The sequence below is a fragment of the Bacteroides clarus genome (assembly GCF_015555825.1).
Classification (GTDB): domain Bacteria; phylum Bacteroidota; class Bacteroidia; order Bacteroidales; family Bacteroidaceae; genus Bacteroides; species Bacteroides clarus.
In genome coordinates this window covers 15,159-34,184 of the sequence record NZ_JADNLF010000006.1, presented here as the reverse complement: position 1 = coordinate 34,184, position 19,026 = coordinate 15,159, and the positions used below count along the sequence as shown (strand labels likewise).

Genomic DNA, 19,026 nt, shown 5'->3' with positions numbered 1-19,026 from the left:
TGTGCATTTTTTACTTTGTTTTCTTGTCAAACCCAACTCTTTGCGTAAATTTGCACGCTGATAGTTAACCGGATAATTTCAGTAGCAGGACTCTACTACTCCTATTCCCGGCACTGACATGTAGAAATACTAATACTAATTATTAATAGCATGAGTTTGAAAATTGTTGTATTGGCAAAACAAGTTCCCGACACGCGTAACGTTGGGAAAGATGCCATGAAAGCCGACGGAACCATTAACCGCGCGGCACTCCCTGCCATCTTCAACCCCGAAGACCTGAATGCCCTTGAGCAAGCTCTCCGTTTGAAAGATGAACATCCGGGCTCCACCGTAACCATCCTGACTATGGGACCGGGACGCGCAGCCGAAGTTATTCGTGAAGGACTTTACCGTGGCGCTGACAACGGTTATCTGCTGACCGACCGCGCTTTTGCCGGAGCTGATACACTGGCTACTTCCTATGCCCTTGCCACCGCCATCAAGAAGATTGGCGATTGCGACATCATCATCGGTGGCCGCCAAGCCATCGACGGTGATACGGCTCAAGTAGGTCCGCAGGTAGCGGAAAAATTGGGATTGACGCAGGTTACTTATGCAGAAGAGATTCTGAATGTAGACAAGGCCGCCAAGAAGATTACCGTAAAACGTCATATCGACGGTGGTGTGGAGACGGTAGAAGGTCCGTTACCCATCGTTATCACCGTCAACGGAAGTGCCGCTCCCTGCCGTCCGCGCAATGCCAAACTGGTACAGAAATACAAACGCGCTCTCGGTGCACAGGAGAAAGCCGCCATTGAAAAAGAAGGCGCAGAACTGCCGTACGCAGCCCTTTATGAGAAATATCCTTATCTGAACATCACCGAGTGGAGTGTAGCCGACGTAAACGGCGACCTCGTACAATGCGGTCTGAGCGGTTCGCCTACAAAGGTGAAAACCATTCAGAACATTTCATTCCAAGCCAAAGAAAGCAAGACACTGACAGGCAGCGACCAGGATGTAGAAGATTTGATTGTTGAACTGTTAGCTAACCACACGATAGGATAAGATTATGAATAATGTATTTGTATATTTAGAGATAGAAGGCACTACGGTTGCCGATGTCAGTCTCGAACTCCTGACCAAAGGTCGTAAACTGGCTAATCAGTTGGGCTGCCAGCTGGAAGCTGTTGCCGCCGGAAACAATTTGGCAGGCATTGAAAAGCAAGTATTGCCCTTCGGCGTTGACAAACTACACGTATTCGACGCTCCGGGCTTGTTCCCATACACTTCCCTTCCCCACTCTTCCGTCCTCATCAACCTGTTCAAAGAAGAACAACCGCAAATCTGCCTGATGGGAGCAACCGTTATCGGCCGTGACCTCGGTCCCCGCGTGTCTTCCGCACTGACCAGCGGACTGACCGCCGACTGTACTTCACTCGAAATCGGCAACCATGAAGACAAGAAAGAGGGCAAGACCTACGAAAATCTGTTGTACCAAATCCGTCCCGCATTCGGCGGTAACATCGTAGCAACGATTGTGAACCCCGAACACCGCCCGCAAATGGCGACCGTACGCGAGGGCGTGATGAAGAAAGAGATTCTGGATGCCAACTACAAGGGTGAAATTATCCGTCACGACGTTGCCAAGTATGTCCCCGAAACGGACTATGTAGTGAAGGTTATCGACCGCCACGTAGAAAAAGCCAAACACAATCTGAAAGGCGCCCCCATCGTTATAGCCGGCGGTTACGGCATGGGCAGCCGCGAGAACTTCGATATGCTGTTTGAACTGGCTAAGGAACTTCACGCCGAAGTAGGCGCCAGCCGCGCCGCCGTCGATGCAGGCTATGCCGACCATGACCGTCAGATTGGTCAGACCGGTGTTACCGTCCGTCCGAAACTCTACATCGCTTGCGGCATCAGCGGACAAATCCAGCACATCGCCGGAATGCAAGAGAGCGGTATCATCATCTCCGTCAACAACGACGAAAACGCTCCTATCAACACCATTGCCGATTATGTAATCAACGGTACGGTAGAAGAGGTTATCCCGAAGATGATTAAGTATTACAAACAGAATAGTAAGTAAGAAAACCATGGCTAATTTTTATACAGATATTCCGGAACTCAAGTATCACTTGAACAATCCGATGATGCAGCGTATCTGCGAACTGAAAGAACGCGGCTACGAAGATAAAGACAAGTTCGATTATGCCCCGCAGGACTATGCGGACGCCATCGACTCATACGACAAGGTACTCGAAATCACCGGTGAGATTACGGGTGAGATTATCGCTCCCAATGCCGAAGGCGTGGACGAAGAAGGTCCTCATTGCGCCAACGGCCGTGTGGAGTATGCCAGCGGTACCAAACAGAATCTCGACGCTATGGTGAAAGCCGGCCTCAACGGCATGACCATGCCGCGTCGTTTCGGCGGGCTGAACTTCCCGATTACCCCGTACACCATGTGCGCGGAAATCGTAGCTGCCGCCGATGCCGGTTTCGGCAACATCTGGTCTTTGCAAGACTGTATCGAAACTCTTTACGAGTTCGGTAACGAAGACCAGCACAGCCGTTTCATCCCCCGCATCTGCGCCGGCGAAACCATGTCAATGGACCTGACCGAACCGGATGCCGGTTCCGACCTCCAAAGCGTAATGCTGAAAGCTACTTATGACGAGGCAAACAACTGTTGGCGTCTGAACGGCGTGAAGCGTTTCATCACTAACGGTGATGCCGACCTGCACCTCGTGCTGGCACGTTCGGAAGAGGGAACAAAAGACGGCCGCGGCCTGTCCATGTTCATCTACGACAAGCGCGACGGCGGCGTAAACGTTCGCCGCATCGAAAACAAGTTGGGTATTCACGGTTCTCCTACCTGCGAACTGGTCTATAAGAATGCGAAGTGCGAACTCTGCGGCGACCGCAAACTCGGTTTGATTAAATACGTAATGGCATTGATGAACGGCGCCCGCCTGGGTATCGCCGCCCAGTCCGTAGGTTTGTCACAAGCCGCCTACAACGAAGGTCTGGCTTATGCCAAAGACCGTAAACAATTCGGTAAAGCTATCATCGAGTTCCCCGCCGTATACGATATGCTGGCTATCATGAAAGCCAAATTGGATGCAGGCCGCGCTTTGTTGTACCAAACTTCACGCTACGTAGACATCTACAAGGCATTGGACGATATCGCCCGCGAACGCAAACTGACCCCGGAAGAACGTCAGGAACAAAAGAAATATGCCAAATTGGCCGATTCTTTCACTCCGCTGGCCAAAGGTATGAACTCCGAATATGCCAACCAGAACGCTTACGACAGCATCCAAATTCACGGCGGTTCCGGTTTCATGCTGGAATATGCTTGTCAGCGCATTTATCGTGACGCACGTATCACCAGCATCTACGAAGGTACTACGCAGTTGCAGACGGTAGCCGCTATCCGCTACGTCACCAACGGTTCCTATGCCGCCACCCTGCGCGACTATGAACTGATTCCGTGTAGCGAAGACATGCAACCGCTGTTGGATCGCGTTAAAGAAATGACGAACAAGCTCGAGGCTTGTACCAATGCCGTTAAGGAAAGCGGCGACCAGGAATTGCTTGATTTCGTGGCCCGTCGTCTTTACGAAATGGCTGCCGTATGCGTAATGTCCCACTTGCTGATTCAGGATGCTACAAAAGCTCCTGAATTGTTCGCCAAGTCGGCACTGGTATACGTAAACTATGCTGAGTCTGAAATAGAGAAGCATTTCAACTTTATCCGCAAGTTTAAGGCTGAAGAGTTGGAAAGCTATCGCAAGTAAGCGTCTTAACCCTTATATAAGAACGTTCCACCCCGTTGATACAGGATGGAACGTTTTTTTGTACCGCTGCCGCAGGCGTCAGTCCAAACCTCCCAACAGCCTCAGCTTATTGTGCAATGAATAAATCTCCTGCTGCATACTTTCCATACGTTCCAACAAATGATGAATGGCATCAATACCTTCGATGTTGATAGACAAGTCGTAATACATACGGCTGTAACGCTCTACATCAGGCAGTTGGGAAAACTGCAGACAACGTTCCCCGCCTTCCGTCAAAATATCTATCAAACCGCCTTCCTGCAACATCTCAATGAACGAGGGTTCTATGTGACACTTGTCGCAATACTCACTGATTATAATTAATTCGTTCTGCATAACTCGTTCTCCTTTTTAGTTCATACTTTGAATTTTATGGAACATTTCTTTCTGCTGCTCCGTCAGATTCGTCGGTAACTTTACGGAATAAGTCACAATCAAGTCACCGAACTGACCTTCTTTCTTGTATACCGGAAAGCCCTTTCCTTTCAGACGGACTTTCGTTCCGTTCTGCGTTTCGGGCTTGACTTTCAGTTTCACCTGACCTTCCAATGTATCTACCAACTTTTCACCACCCAGGAGTGCCGTATAGAGGTCGATATCCACATCTACATACAAGTCATCACCCAAGCGTTTGAATGCAGGGTCGTCCGCTATCACGAAAGTAATGTACAGGTCGCCCGCCGGTCCACCGTTGATGCCCTCACCGCCATAGCCTTTCAGTTTAATGACTTGCCCGTTCGCCACACCGGCAGGAATGGTGATACGGACATTCTTGCCGTTCACCGTCAATATCTGCTTATGGGTTTGGGCGGCATCCCGAAGCGACAGATTTAAATCGGCATGGAAGTCCTGCCCGCGAAAGCCGGCATTTGCTCCGCCTCCACCACGTGTACGGTGTCCGAACATCTGTTCAAAGAAGTCTGAAAAGCCGTCTGCACTACTCCCGGAAAACTCCTGTCCATCGGAAGAGTACCAGTATGTACCGCCCCCGTCCGTACCGAAACCGGCACCGCCTTGACCACCGAAGCCCGTACCGCCGAAGCCACCGAAACCTCCTGCACCGGCCTGCTGCCGTGCCCGCTTCTGAGCTTCAAATTCATCGGCGTGCTTCCAATGTTCACCATATTCATCATATTTCTTTCTTTTCTCAGGATCACTAAGCACTTCATTGGCCTCGTTGATAGCCTGGAACTTGTCTTTGGCAGTAGCATCATTCGGATTCAAGTCGGGATGATACTTGCGCGCCAACTTACGGAACGCTTTCTTGATGTCATCCTGAGATGCCGTTTTGTCTACTCCAAGGACTTGATAATAATCAATATAAGCCATAGTTTATAAGTTTTGTATTCTAAAATGGATAGAACAAATAACACACCAACATTGTTTTTTAGAAACTAAAATGCGTAAACGAAAATTAAAAATCATTTCATACACATATAAGTAAATGATAAACAATAATTTATTATTGCTCACACACTCCCTTCACACTTTATTTATTCTAAAATTTTGTAAATGACACATAATATCATCTAATTATTTATTCTAAATCTTCCTAAAATTGATAGAAACCACTTTATTTGTATTGGGATAAAATCTGTTTTTACACAATTCCCCAACCTTAAATAAAATAAAACCCCTTATGAAAACTTATTATTGGCTCTTAACACTAATTTTTGCAATTGCCGCACTTCCGTGCAAGGCAGACGAGTGGATCAGGATTAACCAACTTGGCTATCTGCCGCAATCTATTAAAGTAGCGGTATTTATGAGTGAAGCGGATACCGACGTAAAAGAATACGCATTGGTTGACGCTTTTACCGGAAAGACAGTACATATTTTTACTTCACCCAAAGCTACCGGAAAATTAGGTGGTATGAACAGTACCTACCGATTGGATTTCAGCAATTTTCAAGAACCGGGTACCTACTATCTGAAAGCGGGAAAAGCCGTTTCTCCACGCTTTCCTATCAATGCGCAAGTATATAACGGTACGGCCGACTTCCTGCTGAACTACATGCGCCAACAACGCTGCGGTTACAATCCGTTCCTAAAAGACAGTTGCCACGTGCACGACGGTTATATAGTGTACCATCCCACAAAAACCGGACAACACATTGATGTCCGCGGCGGCTGGCATGACGCAACCGATTATCTGCAATATACTACAACCTCTGCCAACGCCATATACCAAATGATGTTTGCCTATCAAGAAAACCCCGAAGCATTTGGCGACGCCTACAATGCAGACGGACTGCCGGGTGCAAATGGTATCCCCGATATAGTGGATGAGATAAAATGGGGGCTGGACTGGCTGAATCGCATGAATCCTGCTCCGGGTGAACTGTACAACCAAATAGCCGACGACCGCGACCATGCCGGTATGCGCCTACCCAATAAAGACGAGGTAGACTATGGATACGGACCGGGCAAAGGCCGTCCTGTTTATTTCTGCAGCGGCGAGCCTCAAGTGCGCGGACAATTTATAAATGCCACCACAGGCGTAGCCAGCACAGCCGGTAAATTTGCTTCTTGCTTTGCCCTGGGAGCCAAGATACTGAAAGACTTCTATCCTGAATTTTCCGCCGAAATCGGCGGAAAAGCCGACGCTGCTTATCAAGAAGGCGTAAAGAAGCCCGGAGCATGTCAGACCGCTTCCGTAAAATCACCCTACATCTACGAAGAAGACAACTGGGTAGACGACATGGAACTCGGAGCCATGGAGCTGTACAAAGCTACCGGTAATCCCAAATATCTGTCGCAAGCCCTCGAATACGGACGCCGCGAGCCTGTCACTCCGTGGATGGGCGCCGACAGCGCCCGCCATTATCAATGGTATCCGTTTATGAATATGGGACACTACCATCTGGCTACCGTGGATAATCAGCGTATCAGCAAAGAATTCACCCGCAATATGCGTACCGGCATTGAGCGTACATACGAAAAAGCTGTTGAGAACCCTTTCCTGCACGGCATTCCCTACATTTGGTGTTCCAACAACCTGACTACCGCCATGTTGACACAATGCCGTCTGTATCGTGAGACAACCGGTGACGAGACTTATGCCGAAATGGAAGCCGCTCTCCGCGACTGGCTTTTCGGGTGTAATCCGTGGGGAACAAGTATGATTGTAGAATTACCGCTTTACGGTGATTATCCTTCACAGCCCCACTCTTCTCTGCTCAATGCAGGCGTAGGCAATACGACAGGCGGACTGGTAGACGGCCCTGTATACCGCAGTATATTCGAGAGCCTGCGGGGAGTTAACATGACCGGTATTCCCGGTACGCCCGGCCAAGATTACGAACGCTTTCAACCGGACTTGATGGTATATCACGATGCAATCCATGATTATTCCACCAACGAACCTACCATGGACGGAACCGCCTGCCTCACCTATTATCTCTCCGCCATGCAGAAAGAAGGAATGAAGCAAGCCAATATATCGGCAGACAAGAATGTATACGTCAATGGCGGTATCGTGCGTACCGACCCCTCTAAAAAACAAATCAGCCTCGTATTCACAGCAGCCGACAAGGCAGACGGCGCCGACGCCATTATCAGCACTTTGAAAAGACACGGCATCAAAGGCGGTTTCTTCTTTACCGGTGAATTTTACAAGCTTTACCCCGAAGTTGTAAAACGCCTGCTCAACGAAGGGCATCTGGTGGGCAGCCATAGTTACGGACATTTGCTCTATATGCCCTGGGAAAAGCGAGATTCCCTATTGGTGACCCGTGAGGAATTTGAAAAAGATATGATGCAAAGCTATGAAACCATGCGTAAGGCAGGTATCGAATATAAAGATGCCCCTATATATATCCCGCCTTATGAATATTACAACAAGGAAATAGCCGCTTGGGCAAAAAGCATGGGAATACAGGTTATTAACTATACTCCCGGTACTATGAGTAATGCAGATTATACTACCCCGAACATGGGGCAGAAGTACCGGAGCAGCAAATTCATCTACAACAAAATAATGGAAGTAGAAAAGAAAGAAGGGCTGAACGGACATTTAATGCTGATACATTTCGGAACAGACGACCGTCGTACCGATAAATTCTACAATGGTTATTTGGATAAACTGATAAAAACGCTGAAACGTAAAGGTTATACTTTTGCGCCTGTACTCGAGGCTATTGGCACTAAAACAGATTCAACATTATAAAAAAAGGTTAGTTAAAAGGTTATCAAACAAAGGTATTTAAGGTAAAGTCTAATCGCATTGTTTTCAGCAAACTTTCTCCTCGCCCCCAAGAGAGAGAAAGTTTCAAGTCAAGCCCCTTGCCTGAGAAGGCTCAGGGGCTTTTTACATGACAAAAGATGAATACCGGTTAATGGCAATAACTTCTAATGGCTCGCAACAATTCTTCTATATCCTGTTCCGTAGTATCAAAAGAAGTGACGAAACGTATCTCATTATCTTCTTCATTCCAGAAATAGAAAAAATAGTCCTCCAACAAGCTATCAATTACCGGACGAGGCATTGTCAAAAACAATTGGTTACTTTCCATTTTCTGCGTAAAACGCACTTCAGGCAACTCTTTCAATCCGGTATATAAAAGCTCCGCCATTCGATTGGCATGTAAAGCATTCTTCAGCCAAAGGTCATCGGTCAGGTAAGCAGTAAACTGGCAAGACAAATAACGGAGTTTCGATGCAAGCTGTGCCGACTGCTTACGTACAAAATAAGCTTCTTTCTTCAAAGCCGGATTAAAGATAATTACGCTTTCTCCAAGCATCAGCCCGTTCTTCGTTCCACCAAAGCTCAGAATATCGATACCACAATCCGCCGTCAGTTCCTTAAAGCTAAGATTAAGAGCCGCACACGCATTTGCCAGACGAGCGCCATCCATATGAACGTACATACCGTACCGATGCGCCAACTCCGTTAACGCACGGAGCTCATCGGGTTGATAGATAGTCCCCAGTTCCGTACATTGTGAGATATAGAAAGCTCCCGGCTGTGAATGATGCTGCTCGCCAAAATGACAAAGATAAGGACGTACCAGCTCCGGAGTCAGCTTTCCGTCGGGAGTGGCGACCGGACGTATCTGACAGCCTGTCATGCGGGCCGGAGAACCACACTCGTCTACATAAATATGCGCAGTTTCCGCACATATAATCGAATTATAGGAACGTGTACACAACTGCAGGGCAACAGCATTACTACCGGTTCCATTGAATACAAACAGCGGTTCGCAATCGGGAGTAAAGGCCTCTCTGATTTTCCGAACAGCTTCTTCTGTCCAAGCATCATCACCATAACCTACTGCGTGGTCTTGATTAGCCTGGTTCAAGGCTTCCATCACCAAAGGATGCACACCCGAATTATTATCTGAAGCAAAACTTCTCATAGTCGTTTCTATTATCAGTATTAAAAGAATATGCAAAGGAAACAATATTTCCCCAACATGAAAAAACAAAGAGGTGCAGATTTCACAATCCACGGTAATCTTTCCGTTTTGCGAAACCGCACCTCAAAAAAGGCTTGATTCAATCGGCTTTCTATTTATCCGATATACACGTTTACTCCCAATGAAATGTAGAGCTCATCTTCTTCCTGGGAAAGTACAATCTTGTCTTCACGGGCAAGCCAACCGATAGCCGCCCCCAATTCCTTGTCTTTCAATCCGGACTTTCTTTTCAGCGCGCCATAACTCCATTTAGCGTAATCACTTAACAACTGCCAAACTTTACCGGCATTCAGTCCAATTTCACTTTTGTTCATTTTACTTTTTCAATTAAAGAGGTTAATAGTTTGTTGTTGGGTTATCTTTATCGGGTATAAAGATATTATTTTCAATTAAAACAACACAGAAAACAAACAAAAGATATGGAAATTAATCACTTTTGTAACAGTTTCGTAATTTTACACGTTTTTGTCGATATAAGTAAAAACAAGCGGGTAAAAAAAGACCGCAATGTCTATCAAAAAGACATCACGGTCAATCTATATGATTAAGAAATCAAGGGAAAACGATATTACATCATTCCGCCCATACCGCCCATTCCGGGAGCGCCCATCGGCATTTCAGGCTTATCTTCTTTCTTTTCAACGATTACACATTCGGTAGTCAGGAACATACCTGCGATAGAAGCTGCGTTTTCAAGAGCTACACGGGTTACCTTAGCAGGGTCTACCACACCGGCAGCATGCAGGTTTTCGTAAACATCTGTACGTGCATTGTAACCGAAGTCAGCTTTACCCTCACGAACTTTCTGTACCACAACGGCACCTTCCTTACCAGCATTGGCAACAATCTGACGCAAAGGCTCTTCGATAGCACGCTTGATGATGTCGATACCTGTTGTTTCGTCAGCATTATCTCCTTGCAGACCTTCCAAAGCGTCCAAAGCACGGATATAAGCTACACCGCCACCGGCAACGATACCTTCTTCGATAGCAGCACGAGTAGCACGAAGAGCATCATCTACACGGTCTTTCTTCTCTTTCATTTCCACTTCGGAAGCAGCGCCTACGTAAAGAACAGCTACACCACCAGACAACTTAGCCAGACGTTCCTGCAACTTTTCTTTGTCATAGTCTGACTTAGTAGAGGCAATCTGAGCTTTGATCTGCTCACAACGTTCTTGGATGTTTTCTTTTGCACCGGCACCGTTTACGATAGTCGTATTATCTTTAGAAACAGTCACCTTGTCGGCAGTACCCAACATTTCGATAGTAGCCTGTTCCAGCTTCAAACCTTTTTCTTCGCTGATTACAACACCACCCGTCAATACGGCAATGTCTTCCAACATTTCCTTGCGACGGTCACCGAAGCCCGGAGCCTTCACGGCGCATATCTTCAACTGAGAACGCAGACGGTTAACAACCAGTGTAGTCAACGCTTCGCTATCTACATCTTCTGCAATTACCAACAGCGGACGGCCAGTTTGTACAGCAGGTTCAAGGATAGGTAAGAAATCTTTCAGGTTAGAAATCTTCTTATCGTAAATCAGGATGTACGGTTTCTCCATTTCGCATTCCATCTTTTCAGTATTGGTAACGAAATAAGCAGAAAGATAACCGCGATCGAACTGCATACCTTCTACTACACCGATAGTAGTATCCGTACCCTTAGCCTCTTCAATAGTGATAACACCATCTTTAGAAACCTTGCGCATAGCATCTGCAATCAATTTACCGATAACCGGGTCATTGTTGGCAGATACAGAAGCGACTTGTTCGATTTTATCATAGTTATCACCGACTTTCTCTGACTGACTCTTGATAGATTCTACCACTTTGGCAACAGCCTTGTCGATACCGCGTTTAATATCCATCGGGCTTGCACCGGCGGTTACGTTCTTCAAGCCTTCGGCTACAATGGCCTGAGCCAACACAGTAGCAGTAGTCGTACCGTCACCTGCGTCATCACCTGTCTTAGAAGCGACTTCCTTAACCAATTGCGCGCCGGTATTCTGATAAGCATCAGCCAATTCCACTTCTTTGGCAACCGTTACACCGTCTTTTGTGATGTGGGGAGCACCGAATTTCTTTTCGATGATTACATTACGACCTTTAGGGCCGAGAGTTACTTTTACTGCATTTGCCAGTGTATCAATACCTTTCTTTAATTGGTCACGGGCATCGATATTGAATAATATTTCTTTTGCCATAATGTCTTTACTTTTTTTTCAGGTTTACTATTTTATAAATTTATTATCCCAATACAGCGAGTACGTCACTTTGACGCATGATGAGGTATTTGGTTCCTTCAACTTCCAGTTCCGTACCGGCATACTTGCCATACAGCACTGTATCACCAACCTTCAACACCATTTCTTCGTCCTTTGTTCCGTTGCCTACTGCTATAACTTCACCTTTCAAAGGTTTTTCTTTTGCCGTATCAGGAATAATGATACCGCCAATTGTCTTTTCTTCTGCAGGTGCAGGGAGTATCAGCACTCTGTCTGCTAATGGTTTAATGTTCATAGTTCTTTTGTTTTATATGTTATACATTTATTATAATAGTAATATTGCTTTATATAAGCGATAAAGGACTTACGAAAACCGTGCCAAAAGGCAAAGCTGTTCGTTTGGCAGATTAAGGCTGACAAAATGGCAAAGAATAAAGCAGGAATTGCTATATTTGCAGCCTCAAAAAGAAATAATTCCTTATGAACGCAATATGGATTGTCCTGCCCATTCTGACACTATTAATGTTCGAACTGGGGCTTACATTACGCATAGAAGACTTTAAGCTGTTCCGCCAACGTCCCCGCCCCATCATCGCCGGACTGATAGGGCAAATACTGTTCTTGCCGGTACTGGCATTCATGTTGGGGTACGCATTCCGGTTGGAACCTTTATTCTTCATAGGAATTATGCTGATTGCCTGTTCTCCCGGCGGAAGCTCATCCAATATATTTTCAATGATAGCTAAAGGAGATGTAGCCTTATCCGTATCGCTGACTGCGCTCAGCAGCATTATTACGCTGTTTACAATTCCCGTCGTCATGGAATTTTCCACTCACCTCATCGGAAACCATCTGAATATCGATATAAACTTACCGGTCGGAAGCCTCATCGTGCAAAACCTTCTGTTGATGCTTCTCCCTATTATTACAGGTGTTTTGGTAAAAAGATATTGTCCGCAAAAAGCCGAAAGCATTCATAAAGTTCTTTCTAAAACCGCCTTTCCCGCATTAATCCTGCTGGCTACGATTTTCTTCATACAACATCACGCCACTATCATTACCCAATTCGGTAAATTGGGATTGTGCATCTCGGTGCTCATTTTGCTTGCAATGGGGGGCGGCGTTTTACTGTCTAAATCCATGCGCCTGAACCAAAAAGAACAACGCACCCTCATCATCGAAATAGGCATGCAGAATGCCGCCCAAGCTATTGCCGTAGCAAGCAGCCCCTTTGTTTTCAATAACGGCATAATAGCCATACCGGCCATTATTTACGCATTGATGATGAATGTTATTTTACTGGGATATGTAGGGATAGTAAAGCGGAAATAGCGGTTGTTCCGAGTTACTATCCCTATAATTATAATCAATCATTCAGCCATTTTATCCATTATCCGCAATGGAAATATTTCTCCACCAGCTTCAGCATCTCTTCCGGACTATTCTGAACTTCACTACGCAAAGTCTTGTCCTCATAAGAGCGTAACTTAGTAATGATCCCGTCAATCATAGCGGGACTGAAAACATTGTATTTCTCGAAAGCCGCACGCTGTCTTTCCAGACAGTCGGCAGAAGCGGCGCAACTATCGGGTAGCTGAGCCAGTTGCTTCAGTTTATCTTCATTTTCTTTCTTGTGTATATTTACATTCACATAAGTCCTATCCGCAACTTCCAAAGCATCCGGCATTTCAAAACCGCGACGGCAAGCTACCGCCAAGCCTGCAATCAGTTGATACAAATCGGCTGAGCCGTCCGGTGAACGCATCTCCACCGTCTGTTTTTGGGTGGTATCATAATTACTCGGCGCTTCCAGCGGATTGGCAAGCATGCACATATCAGTCTTAGCCGACCAGCCCAATGGGACACGCACCAATACGGAACGGTTGCGGTCGCCCCAGCAAATATTGGTAGGCGCTTCCTGATGAGGTACAAGACGGAAATAGGAAGTAGGGTTCGTATTACCGAATGCAGTAATGGAAGGAGCCAATTCCATCATGCCTGCAATAGCCTTGCGAGCCGTTTCGGAAAGTACGCCGTCTTTCAACATCTGGTTCTTTCCGTCTTTCATGATACGCATGTGGATATGCAATCCGGAACCGGCCTTTCCGGCCGTTATTTTCGGAGCAAAAGTAAGGTCGAATCCATATTGATAAGCAAGGTTACGGATAATCCATTTGGCAATCATCAGTTGATCGGCCGCCTGATCGGCACGTACCGGCAGAAATTCAATTTCGTTCTGCTCGTATATCTTACCGTCAAGGGTGAAATTACCCACTTCGGAATGTCCGTACTTAATCTGTCCGCCGGCTTGTGCGATATAAGCCATGCATTCGGTACGGAATTCGTTGAATTTGGCATAAGGAGCCGACTCGTGATAACCACGTTGGTCGGTAGCCGGGAACATCCCGCTGTCTTCCGAAATAACATAATATTCCAACTCGCCCATAGCCTGAAACTCCATGCCCGTTACTTCCGTAAATGCCCGGCAAGCCTTGCGCAAGGTATGTTCCGGTGAGCTCTCCAACGGCTCGCCGTCTTTATTGAAGAACGAACAAAGCATGGAAAGCGTAGGCTGCTCAGCAAAAGGATCCGCAAACGCCGTACAGAAACGGGGTACCACATATAAATCACTGCTGCCTGCTTCAATGAAAGGAAACAAACTGGAACCGTCTACACGTTCCCCGCACGTAAGTATCGCATCGAGATAAGCGGCATCATTAATAACAAAATTCAGAGTTTTCAGCCGTCCGTCGGCAGCAGGATACATGAAGTTCACCATTGTGATTTCATTCTCCTTTATATAAGATACTATGTCGGCTTTTGTAAATTCGGAAGCCGGCTTTTGAAGTTTAGCCACCAACGGATTGGCATGCATTGAGAAATCTTGATTCATGATTTTGGTTGTTTTTTAATTTATGATATGGTTAACAAACTCCGTTCGTGCTGAAATTTTGAGACATTAATTCACAAATATACAAAAAGACAACCAACCGCAATGGGATTAGCTGCCTTTATTTATTCTCAACATAGGTAAATACCGCAAAAAGGTAATAACGTCTCAACAAAACTATAAGTTAATATCATAACCCATACGATATTAACATCATACATACCATGATGTTAACTTGTCACATCACACTTGGTTAACATCATCGGTACAATCAAGTTAACTTCCTATAAGACTTATCGATGAAGTATCATTCCAATAAATTCTCAATGGAATAGTTTTCCCAAAAAGTCCTGGTAGAGTGCACCAGCGAACTTCCCATATAAAGCAAAAACAACACCGCTATGACAATCATCAAAAAACTGACGAGAGCATTGTGCTTTTCTTGTTTAAATTGAACGGAAACCATACAAACCTCCTATTTTATTGTCACTGCAAAGGTAAAAGCCCGATATTACATTTCTGCAACACCTTCTTTACAAATATACAAAAAAAGGAGCACAAATGCGCTCCTTTTTAATAGTATTTCAGTTTTTATTAACTCAGTTCGCTTACCAATTCTTCGGGAGTAACCGACTTCTGTTCGCCGGTTTCCATATTCTTCAGGGTTACTTTGCCTTCGTTCATTTCATTTTCTCCAACCAAAGCAACAAACGGTATCATCTTTGAATTGGCATAACTCATCTGTTTCTTCATCTTACTGGAATCGGGGAAGATTTCGGCACGGATGCCTGCCGCGCGTACTTGGGCAAGTACATTCATAGAGAAAGCCGCCTCTTTCTCGCCAAAGTTAATAAACAGAAGTTGCGTACCGTTCACCGCTTCTTTCGGATAGAGTTCAAGTTGGTTCAACACATCGAATATACGGTCTGCACCGAACGAAATGCCTACTCCCGAAACACCTGCCATACCGAATACTCCGGTCAAGTTGTCATAGCGACCGCCACCGGTAATACTTCCGATTTGTACATCCAGCGCCTTTACTTCAAAAATAGCGCCCGTATAATAATTCAAGCCACGAGCCAAAGTCAGGTCAAGCTCGATTTCATTCTTCAGTCCGAGCGTTGACAACGTCTTCAAGATAAATTCACTCTCTTCCACACCTCTCAATCCGGTTTCGCTGGCAGACAATACCTGTTTCAAAGTAGCAAGTTTTTCTTCATTGCTTCCGCTCAACAAGATGATGGGCTGCAATTTGGCAATAGCCTCATCACCGATGCCTTTCTCCTTCAATTCTGCATTGACATTGTCCAATCCTATTTTGTCCAGTTTATCAATAGCTACGGTAATATCCACTATCTTGTCGGCCTCACCGATAATCTCGGCAATGCCGCTCAAAATCTTGCGGTTGTTGATTTTAATACAAACACGAATACCGAAACGTGTAAATACGGTATCGACAATCTGCATCAGCTCTACCTCGTTCAACAAAGAGTCGCTACCCACTACATCGGCATCACACTGATAGAACTCGCGATAACGTCCCTTCTGCGGGCGGTCTGCACGCCACACCGGTTGAATCTGATAACGCTTGAAAGGAAAAGTTATTTCATCCCTGTGCATCACGACATAACGAGCGAAAGGTACGGTAAGGTCATAGCGCAAACCTTTTTCACAAAACTTGCAGGCCAGTCGCGGAGCGTTACGGCTCAACAGTTCTTCGTCCGTCAGACCGGAAAAATAATCACCGGAATTCTGTATCTTGAACAACAGCTTATCACCTTCTTCACCATACTTCCCCATCAAAGTGGAAAGCATTTCCATGGAAGGAGTTTCTATCTGCTGGAAACCATAAAGATGATAAACATCACGAATCGTATTGAATATATAGTTACGTTTCGCCATTTCCACAGGCGAAAAGTCGCGGGTTCCTTTTGGAATACTTGGTTTTGCTGCCATAATCGTATCAATCATTTATAAAATCAGACGACAAAGTTACGGTATTTTATTGATTAAGAAAAAAAATGCTTTCTCCATTTAGCATGAAGAAAGCATTTTTCTATTTCTGCGGAACGGAATGCTCTTATTCTCTACGTCCCAGGAATATCATAATATAGTAAACAAGAGTTGCCAATGAACCAAGCGCGGCTACCACATAAGTATAAGCAGCCGAACGAAGCGCATCTTCAGCCTGTGTATGATTGCGGGCATTCGTAATACCGGAACTGCTCAACCATACCAACGCACGCTTACTTGCATTGATTTCCACCGGAAGCGTAATAAAGCTGAACAAGGTAGTCATGGCAAAAAGGATGATACCGGCCAGCAACAATTGCGGGAAAGTATTCAACATCAGAATACCGCCCAGCAATACCCATGTCATGATATTGGAAGCAAATGATACCACAGGCACCAACTTGCTGCGCATTGTCAACGGGGCATAAGCACGTGCATGCTGCACGGCGTGTCCGCACTCATGGGCGGCAACGGCTGCCGCCATAATACTGCTGCCGCTATAAACATCCTCACTCAGGTTCACGGTCTTATTGGCGGGGTTGTAGTGGTCTGTCAGATGTCCCGGAGTATGAGTAACGGTAACATCATAGATTCCATTATCGTGCAGCATCTTCAAAGCCACATCGGCTCCCGTCATTCCGTTACCGGTAGGGATTTTAGAATATTTCTTGAATTTACTTTGCAGATTCATCTGTACCAGCCAGCTGACCACGGCTATACCGATAAAGATAATCCATTGCATACCTATCATTCCAGTTGTCATAATCTTCTTCTTTTAAAAATAAGTGAATAATGTGTCGTTTCTATTTATATAACAAATTGTTTGCCAAAAATAAAGGGAAACCGTGAGCAATCTCACAGTTTCCCTTATCTTTTAGGAAGAATTAGCTAAAATCTATTATTCTTCCGTATAGCGTTCAATGGTTTGCCCGCGGTCAGGACCCACAGATACAATCTTCACAGGCACACCGAGTTGTTCTTCCAAGAAAGACAGATATGCATTGAACTCCTCGGGGAATTCATCTTCACTCTGCATCTTTGTCATATCCGTCTGCCAACCGGGCAATTCTACATATACCGGTTCAACACCTTCGATATCGAACGGGAAGTAATCGATTTCCTCACCGTTCACCTTATATGCCACACACGCCTTGATTGTTTCAAAAGTATCAAGCACATCGCTCTTCATCATGATAAGCTTAGTAACACCGTCCACCATGATGGCATATTTCAAGGCCACCAGGTCAATCCAGCCGCAACGACGCTTGCGTCCTGTTACCGAGCCGAACTCGTGTCCCAACGTACAAATCTGGTCACCCGTCTTATCGAACAGTTCCGTAGGGAACGGACCTGCACCCACACGCGTACAGTATGCTTTGAAGATACCGTATACTTCACCAATCTTATTAGGAGCTATACCCAGACCCGTACAAGCGCCTGCACAGATTGTATTGGAAGAAGTCACGAACGGATAAGAACCGAAATCGACATCCAGCATCGTACCTTGCGCGCCTTCGCACAAAACAGACTTGCCGTCTGACAACAAACCGTTTATTTCGTGTTCGCTATCCACAAACTTAAACTGTTTCAGGTAGTCGATACCCTCAAGCCATGCCTTTTCCAATTCGGTCAAATCATATTCATAGTTCAGACTTTTCAGAATTTGTTCATGACGAGCTTTGGCGGCAGCATATTTCTTATCAAAATCATGCAGAATATCACCTACACGCACACCGTTGCGGCTTACTTTATCCGTATACGTCGGACCGATACCCTTACCGGTAGTACCCACTTTGGCATCTCCCTTCGCAGCCTCGTAGGCAGCGTCCAGAATGCGGTGCGTAGGCAGGATGAGATGCGCCTTTTTAGAAATATGCAAGCGTTCCTTCAAATTGTGGCCGGATGCCTCCAATGCTTCCGCTTCCGCTTTAAACAGCGCCGGGTCGAGCACCACGCCATTACCGATGATATTTACTTTATCACCTTGGAAAATTCCCGAAGGAATGGAACGGAGCACGTATTTCTGACCTTCAAACTCCAATGTATGACCGGCGTTCGGGCCACCTTGAAAACGTGCCACCACATCGTATCTCGGAGTTAATACATCAACGACTTTGCCTTTGCCTTCGTCGCCCCATTGTAATCCTAATAGAATGTCTACTTTCATTTCTCTTTCTTATGGTTATTATTTTTCTTCTTTCTTTTGTTCGCACGGTCGCACTTGCTGCACAGTCCGTACATATACAACGAGTAATGCGTCAAGTTAAAACGACTCAGCTTTGTATTCTCGATAGCCTGCTGCAATTCCTCATTCTGGAACTCGACAACCTTACCGCACTGCGTACAGATTTGGTGGTGATGCGTATCACGGTTATAGCTTTTTTCGTATTGGGAAGAGTTCCCGAACTGATGTTTGATAACCAGACGGGCATTGATAAGTAATATAATCGTATTGTAAAGTGTCGCGCGACTGACCCTGAAGTTTTCCTGATCCGCCATTAGCGAATAAAGCGTATCGATGTCGAAATGGCCGTCTATGGAATAAATAGTCTCGAGTATGGCATAGCGTTCGGGAGTCTTGCGATGCCCGTTCGTATTGAGATATTCGGTGAATATCTGCCTAACCGTATCTTTCACGTTCTGACTTTCCATTTAAAG

General features: G+C 45.7%; 16 protein-coding genes. 5 read left to right on the top strand and 11 right to left on the bottom strand.

All coding sequences use genetic code 11. The features are described 5' to 3' along the window. The first annotated feature begins 150 nt into the window (after positions 1–150). The 3 genes from I2F54_RS08145 to I2F54_RS08135 are packed head-to-tail and all read left to right on the top strand — an operon-like array spanning position 151 to position 3,782. Positions 151–1,044, top strand: a complete 894-nt coding sequence (locus I2F54_RS08145) for an electron transfer flavoprotein subunit beta/FixA family protein (RefSeq protein ID WP_022217745.1) — start codon at positions 151–153, stop codon at positions 1,042–1,044. 4 nt (positions 1,045–1,048) lie between these two features. Next, positions 1,049–2,068 carry an electron transfer flavoprotein subunit alpha/FixB family protein gene (locus tag I2F54_RS08140; protein ID WP_009121268.1) on the top strand — a complete coding sequence of 340 codons (1,020 nt, stop codon included), beginning with the start codon at positions 1,049–1,051 and terminating at the stop codon, positions 2,066–2,068. Positions 2,069–2,075: 7 nt separating this feature from the next. Beyond that, the gene (locus I2F54_RS08135) at positions 2,076–3,782 is read left to right on the top strand and encodes an acyl-CoA dehydrogenase family protein (RefSeq protein ID WP_009121267.1); all 1,707 of its coding nucleotides are present in this window, start codon (positions 2,076–2,078) and stop codon (positions 3,780–3,782) included. Between the two features lie 78 nt (positions 3,783–3,860). On the opposite strand, the gene I2F54_RS08130 is transcribed toward I2F54_RS08135, so the two are convergent. Both I2F54_RS08130 and I2F54_RS08125 read right to left on the bottom strand, forming a co-directional pair. Then, positions 3,861–4,157 carry a chaperone modulator CbpM gene (locus tag I2F54_RS08130; RefSeq protein ID WP_009121266.1) on the bottom strand — a complete coding sequence of 99 codons (297 nt, stop codon included), beginning with the start codon at positions 4,155–4,157 and terminating at the stop codon, positions 3,861–3,863. Positions 4,158–4,172: 15 nt separating this feature from the next. Next, positions 4,173–5,150 carry a DnaJ C-terminal domain-containing protein gene (locus tag I2F54_RS08125; RefSeq protein WP_195500933.1) on the bottom strand — a complete coding sequence of 326 codons (978 nt, stop codon included), beginning with the start codon at positions 5,148–5,150 and terminating at the stop codon, positions 4,173–4,175. A 310-nt stretch (positions 5,151–5,460) separates the two neighbouring features. Between I2F54_RS08125 and I2F54_RS08120 the strand changes: the two genes are divergently transcribed. Then, on the top strand, positions 5,461–7,989 hold the full coding sequence (locus I2F54_RS08120; RefSeq protein WP_195500932.1) for a glycoside hydrolase family 9 protein: 2,529 nt from the start codon (positions 5,461–5,463) through the stop codon (positions 7,987–7,989). Positions 7,990–8,155: 166 nt separating this feature from the next. Here the strand turns inward: I2F54_RS08120 and I2F54_RS08115 are convergent, their stop codons facing one another. From I2F54_RS08115 to I2F54_RS08100, 4 genes are all read right to left on the bottom strand, one after another. Further along, on the bottom strand, positions 8,156–9,178 hold the full coding sequence (locus tag I2F54_RS08115) for a threonine aldolase family protein (RefSeq protein WP_195500931.1): 1,023 nt from the start codon (positions 9,176–9,178) through the stop codon (positions 8,156–8,158). A 155-nt stretch (positions 9,179–9,333) separates the two neighbouring features. Further along, entirely contained in the window at positions 9,334–9,552 is a 219-nt protein-coding gene (locus tag I2F54_RS08110) for a winged helix-turn-helix domain-containing protein (RefSeq protein ID WP_009121261.1), read from the bottom strand. 254 nt (positions 9,553–9,806) lie between these two features. Next, positions 9,807–11,444: a chaperonin GroEL gene (groL, locus tag I2F54_RS08105; RefSeq protein ID WP_009121260.1), complete on the bottom strand. Its 1,638-nt coding sequence runs from the start codon at positions 11,442–11,444 to the stop codon at positions 9,807–9,809. 43 nt (positions 11,445–11,487) lie between these two features. Then, positions 11,488–11,760, bottom strand: a complete 273-nt coding sequence (locus I2F54_RS08100) for a co-chaperone GroES (protein ID WP_004290132.1) — start codon at positions 11,758–11,760, stop codon at positions 11,488–11,490. Positions 11,761–11,945: 185 nt separating this feature from the next. Here I2F54_RS08100 and I2F54_RS08095 point away from each other — a divergent pair, with 185 nt between their 5' ends. Beyond that, the gene (locus I2F54_RS08095) at positions 11,946–12,797 is read left to right on the top strand and encodes a bile acid:sodium symporter family protein (protein ID WP_195500930.1); all 852 of its coding nucleotides are present in this window, start codon (positions 11,946–11,948) and stop codon (positions 12,795–12,797) included. A 58-nt stretch (positions 12,798–12,855) separates the two neighbouring features. Here I2F54_RS08095 and I2F54_RS08090 read toward each other — a convergent pair whose 3' ends face one another. The 5 genes from I2F54_RS08090 to I2F54_RS08070 all read right to left on the bottom strand — a co-directional run bounded on the left by I2F54_RS08090 (position 12,856) and on the right by I2F54_RS08070 (position 19,020). Then, a complete protein-coding gene (locus tag I2F54_RS08090) occupies positions 12,856–14,358 on the bottom strand; it encodes a glutamine synthetase family protein (RefSeq protein WP_009121258.1) in 1,503 nt (500 codons plus the stop codon). Between the two features lie 591 nt (positions 14,359–14,949). Beyond that, complete coding sequence (gene hisS, locus I2F54_RS08085) at positions 14,950–16,311, bottom strand: histidine--tRNA ligase (RefSeq protein WP_022217752.1); 1,362 nt, start codon at positions 16,309–16,311, stop codon at positions 14,950–14,952. Positions 16,312–16,435: 124 nt separating this feature from the next. Next, positions 16,436–17,131, bottom strand: coding sequence for a zinc metallopeptidase (locus tag I2F54_RS08080; protein WP_009121255.1), 696 nt, complete (start codon positions 17,129–17,131; stop codon positions 16,436–16,438). Between the two features lie 135 nt (positions 17,132–17,266). Continuing rightward, positions 17,267–18,535 carry an adenylosuccinate synthase gene (locus tag I2F54_RS08075; protein ID WP_009121254.1) on the bottom strand — a complete coding sequence of 423 codons (1,269 nt, stop codon included), beginning with the start codon at positions 18,533–18,535 and terminating at the stop codon, positions 17,267–17,269. Further along, positions 18,532–19,020 carry a Fur family transcriptional regulator gene (locus I2F54_RS08070; protein ID WP_009121253.1) on the bottom strand — a complete coding sequence of 163 codons (489 nt, stop codon included), beginning with the start codon at positions 19,018–19,020 and terminating at the stop codon, positions 18,532–18,534. Before I2F54_RS08070 ends, I2F54_RS08075 begins: the two co-directional genes overlap by 4 nt. Positions 19,021–19,026 lie beyond the last annotated feature (6 nt).

Coding starts and splice junctions, on each gene's coding strand:
- I2F54_RS08120 (WP_195500932.1), top strand. CDS start 5,461: ATGAAAACTTATTATTGGCTCTTAACACTAATTTTTGCAATTGCCGCA.
- I2F54_RS08100 (WP_004290132.1), bottom strand. CDS start 11,760: ATGAACATTAAACCATTAGCAGACAGAGTGCTGATACTCCCTGCACCT.
- I2F54_RS08115 (WP_195500931.1), bottom strand. CDS start 9,178: ATGAGAAGTTTTGCTTCAGATAATAATTCGGGTGTGCATCCTTTGGTG.
- hisS (WP_022217752.1), bottom strand. CDS start 16,311: ATGGCAGCAAAACCAAGTATTCCAAAAGGAACCCGCGACTTTTCGCCT.
- I2F54_RS08070 (WP_009121253.1), bottom strand. CDS start 19,020: ATGGAAAGTCAGAACGTGAAAGATACGGTTAGGCAGATATTCACCGAA.
- I2F54_RS08125 (WP_195500933.1), bottom strand. CDS start 5,150: ATGGCTTATATTGATTATTATCAAGTCCTTGGAGTAGACAAAACGGCA.
- I2F54_RS08130 (WP_009121266.1), bottom strand. CDS start 4,157: ATGCAGAACGAATTAATTATAATCAGTGAGTATTGCGACAAGTGTCAC.
- I2F54_RS08135 (WP_009121267.1), top strand. CDS start 2,076: ATGGCTAATTTTTATACAGATATTCCGGAACTCAAGTATCACTTGAAC.
- I2F54_RS08075 (WP_009121254.1), bottom strand. CDS start 18,535: ATGAAAGTAGACATTCTATTAGGATTACAATGGGGCGACGAAGGCAAA.
- I2F54_RS08080 (WP_009121255.1), bottom strand. CDS start 17,131: ATGACAACTGGAATGATAGGTATGCAATGGATTATCTTTATCGGTATA.
- groL (WP_009121260.1), bottom strand. CDS start 11,444: ATGGCAAAAGAAATATTATTCAATATCGATGCCCGTGACCAATTAAAG.
- I2F54_RS08110 (WP_009121261.1), bottom strand. CDS start 9,552: ATGAACAAAAGTGAAATTGGACTGAATGCCGGTAAAGTTTGGCAGTTG.
- I2F54_RS08140 (WP_009121268.1), top strand. CDS start 1,049: ATGAATAATGTATTTGTATATTTAGAGATAGAAGGCACTACGGTTGCC.
- I2F54_RS08095 (WP_195500930.1), top strand. CDS start 11,946: ATGAACGCAATATGGATTGTCCTGCCCATTCTGACACTATTAATGTTC.
- I2F54_RS08090 (WP_009121258.1), bottom strand. CDS start 14,358: ATGAATCAAGATTTCTCAATGCATGCCAATCCGTTGGTGGCTAAACTT.
- I2F54_RS08145 (WP_022217745.1), top strand. CDS start 151: ATGAGTTTGAAAATTGTTGTATTGGCAAAACAAGTTCCCGACACGCGT.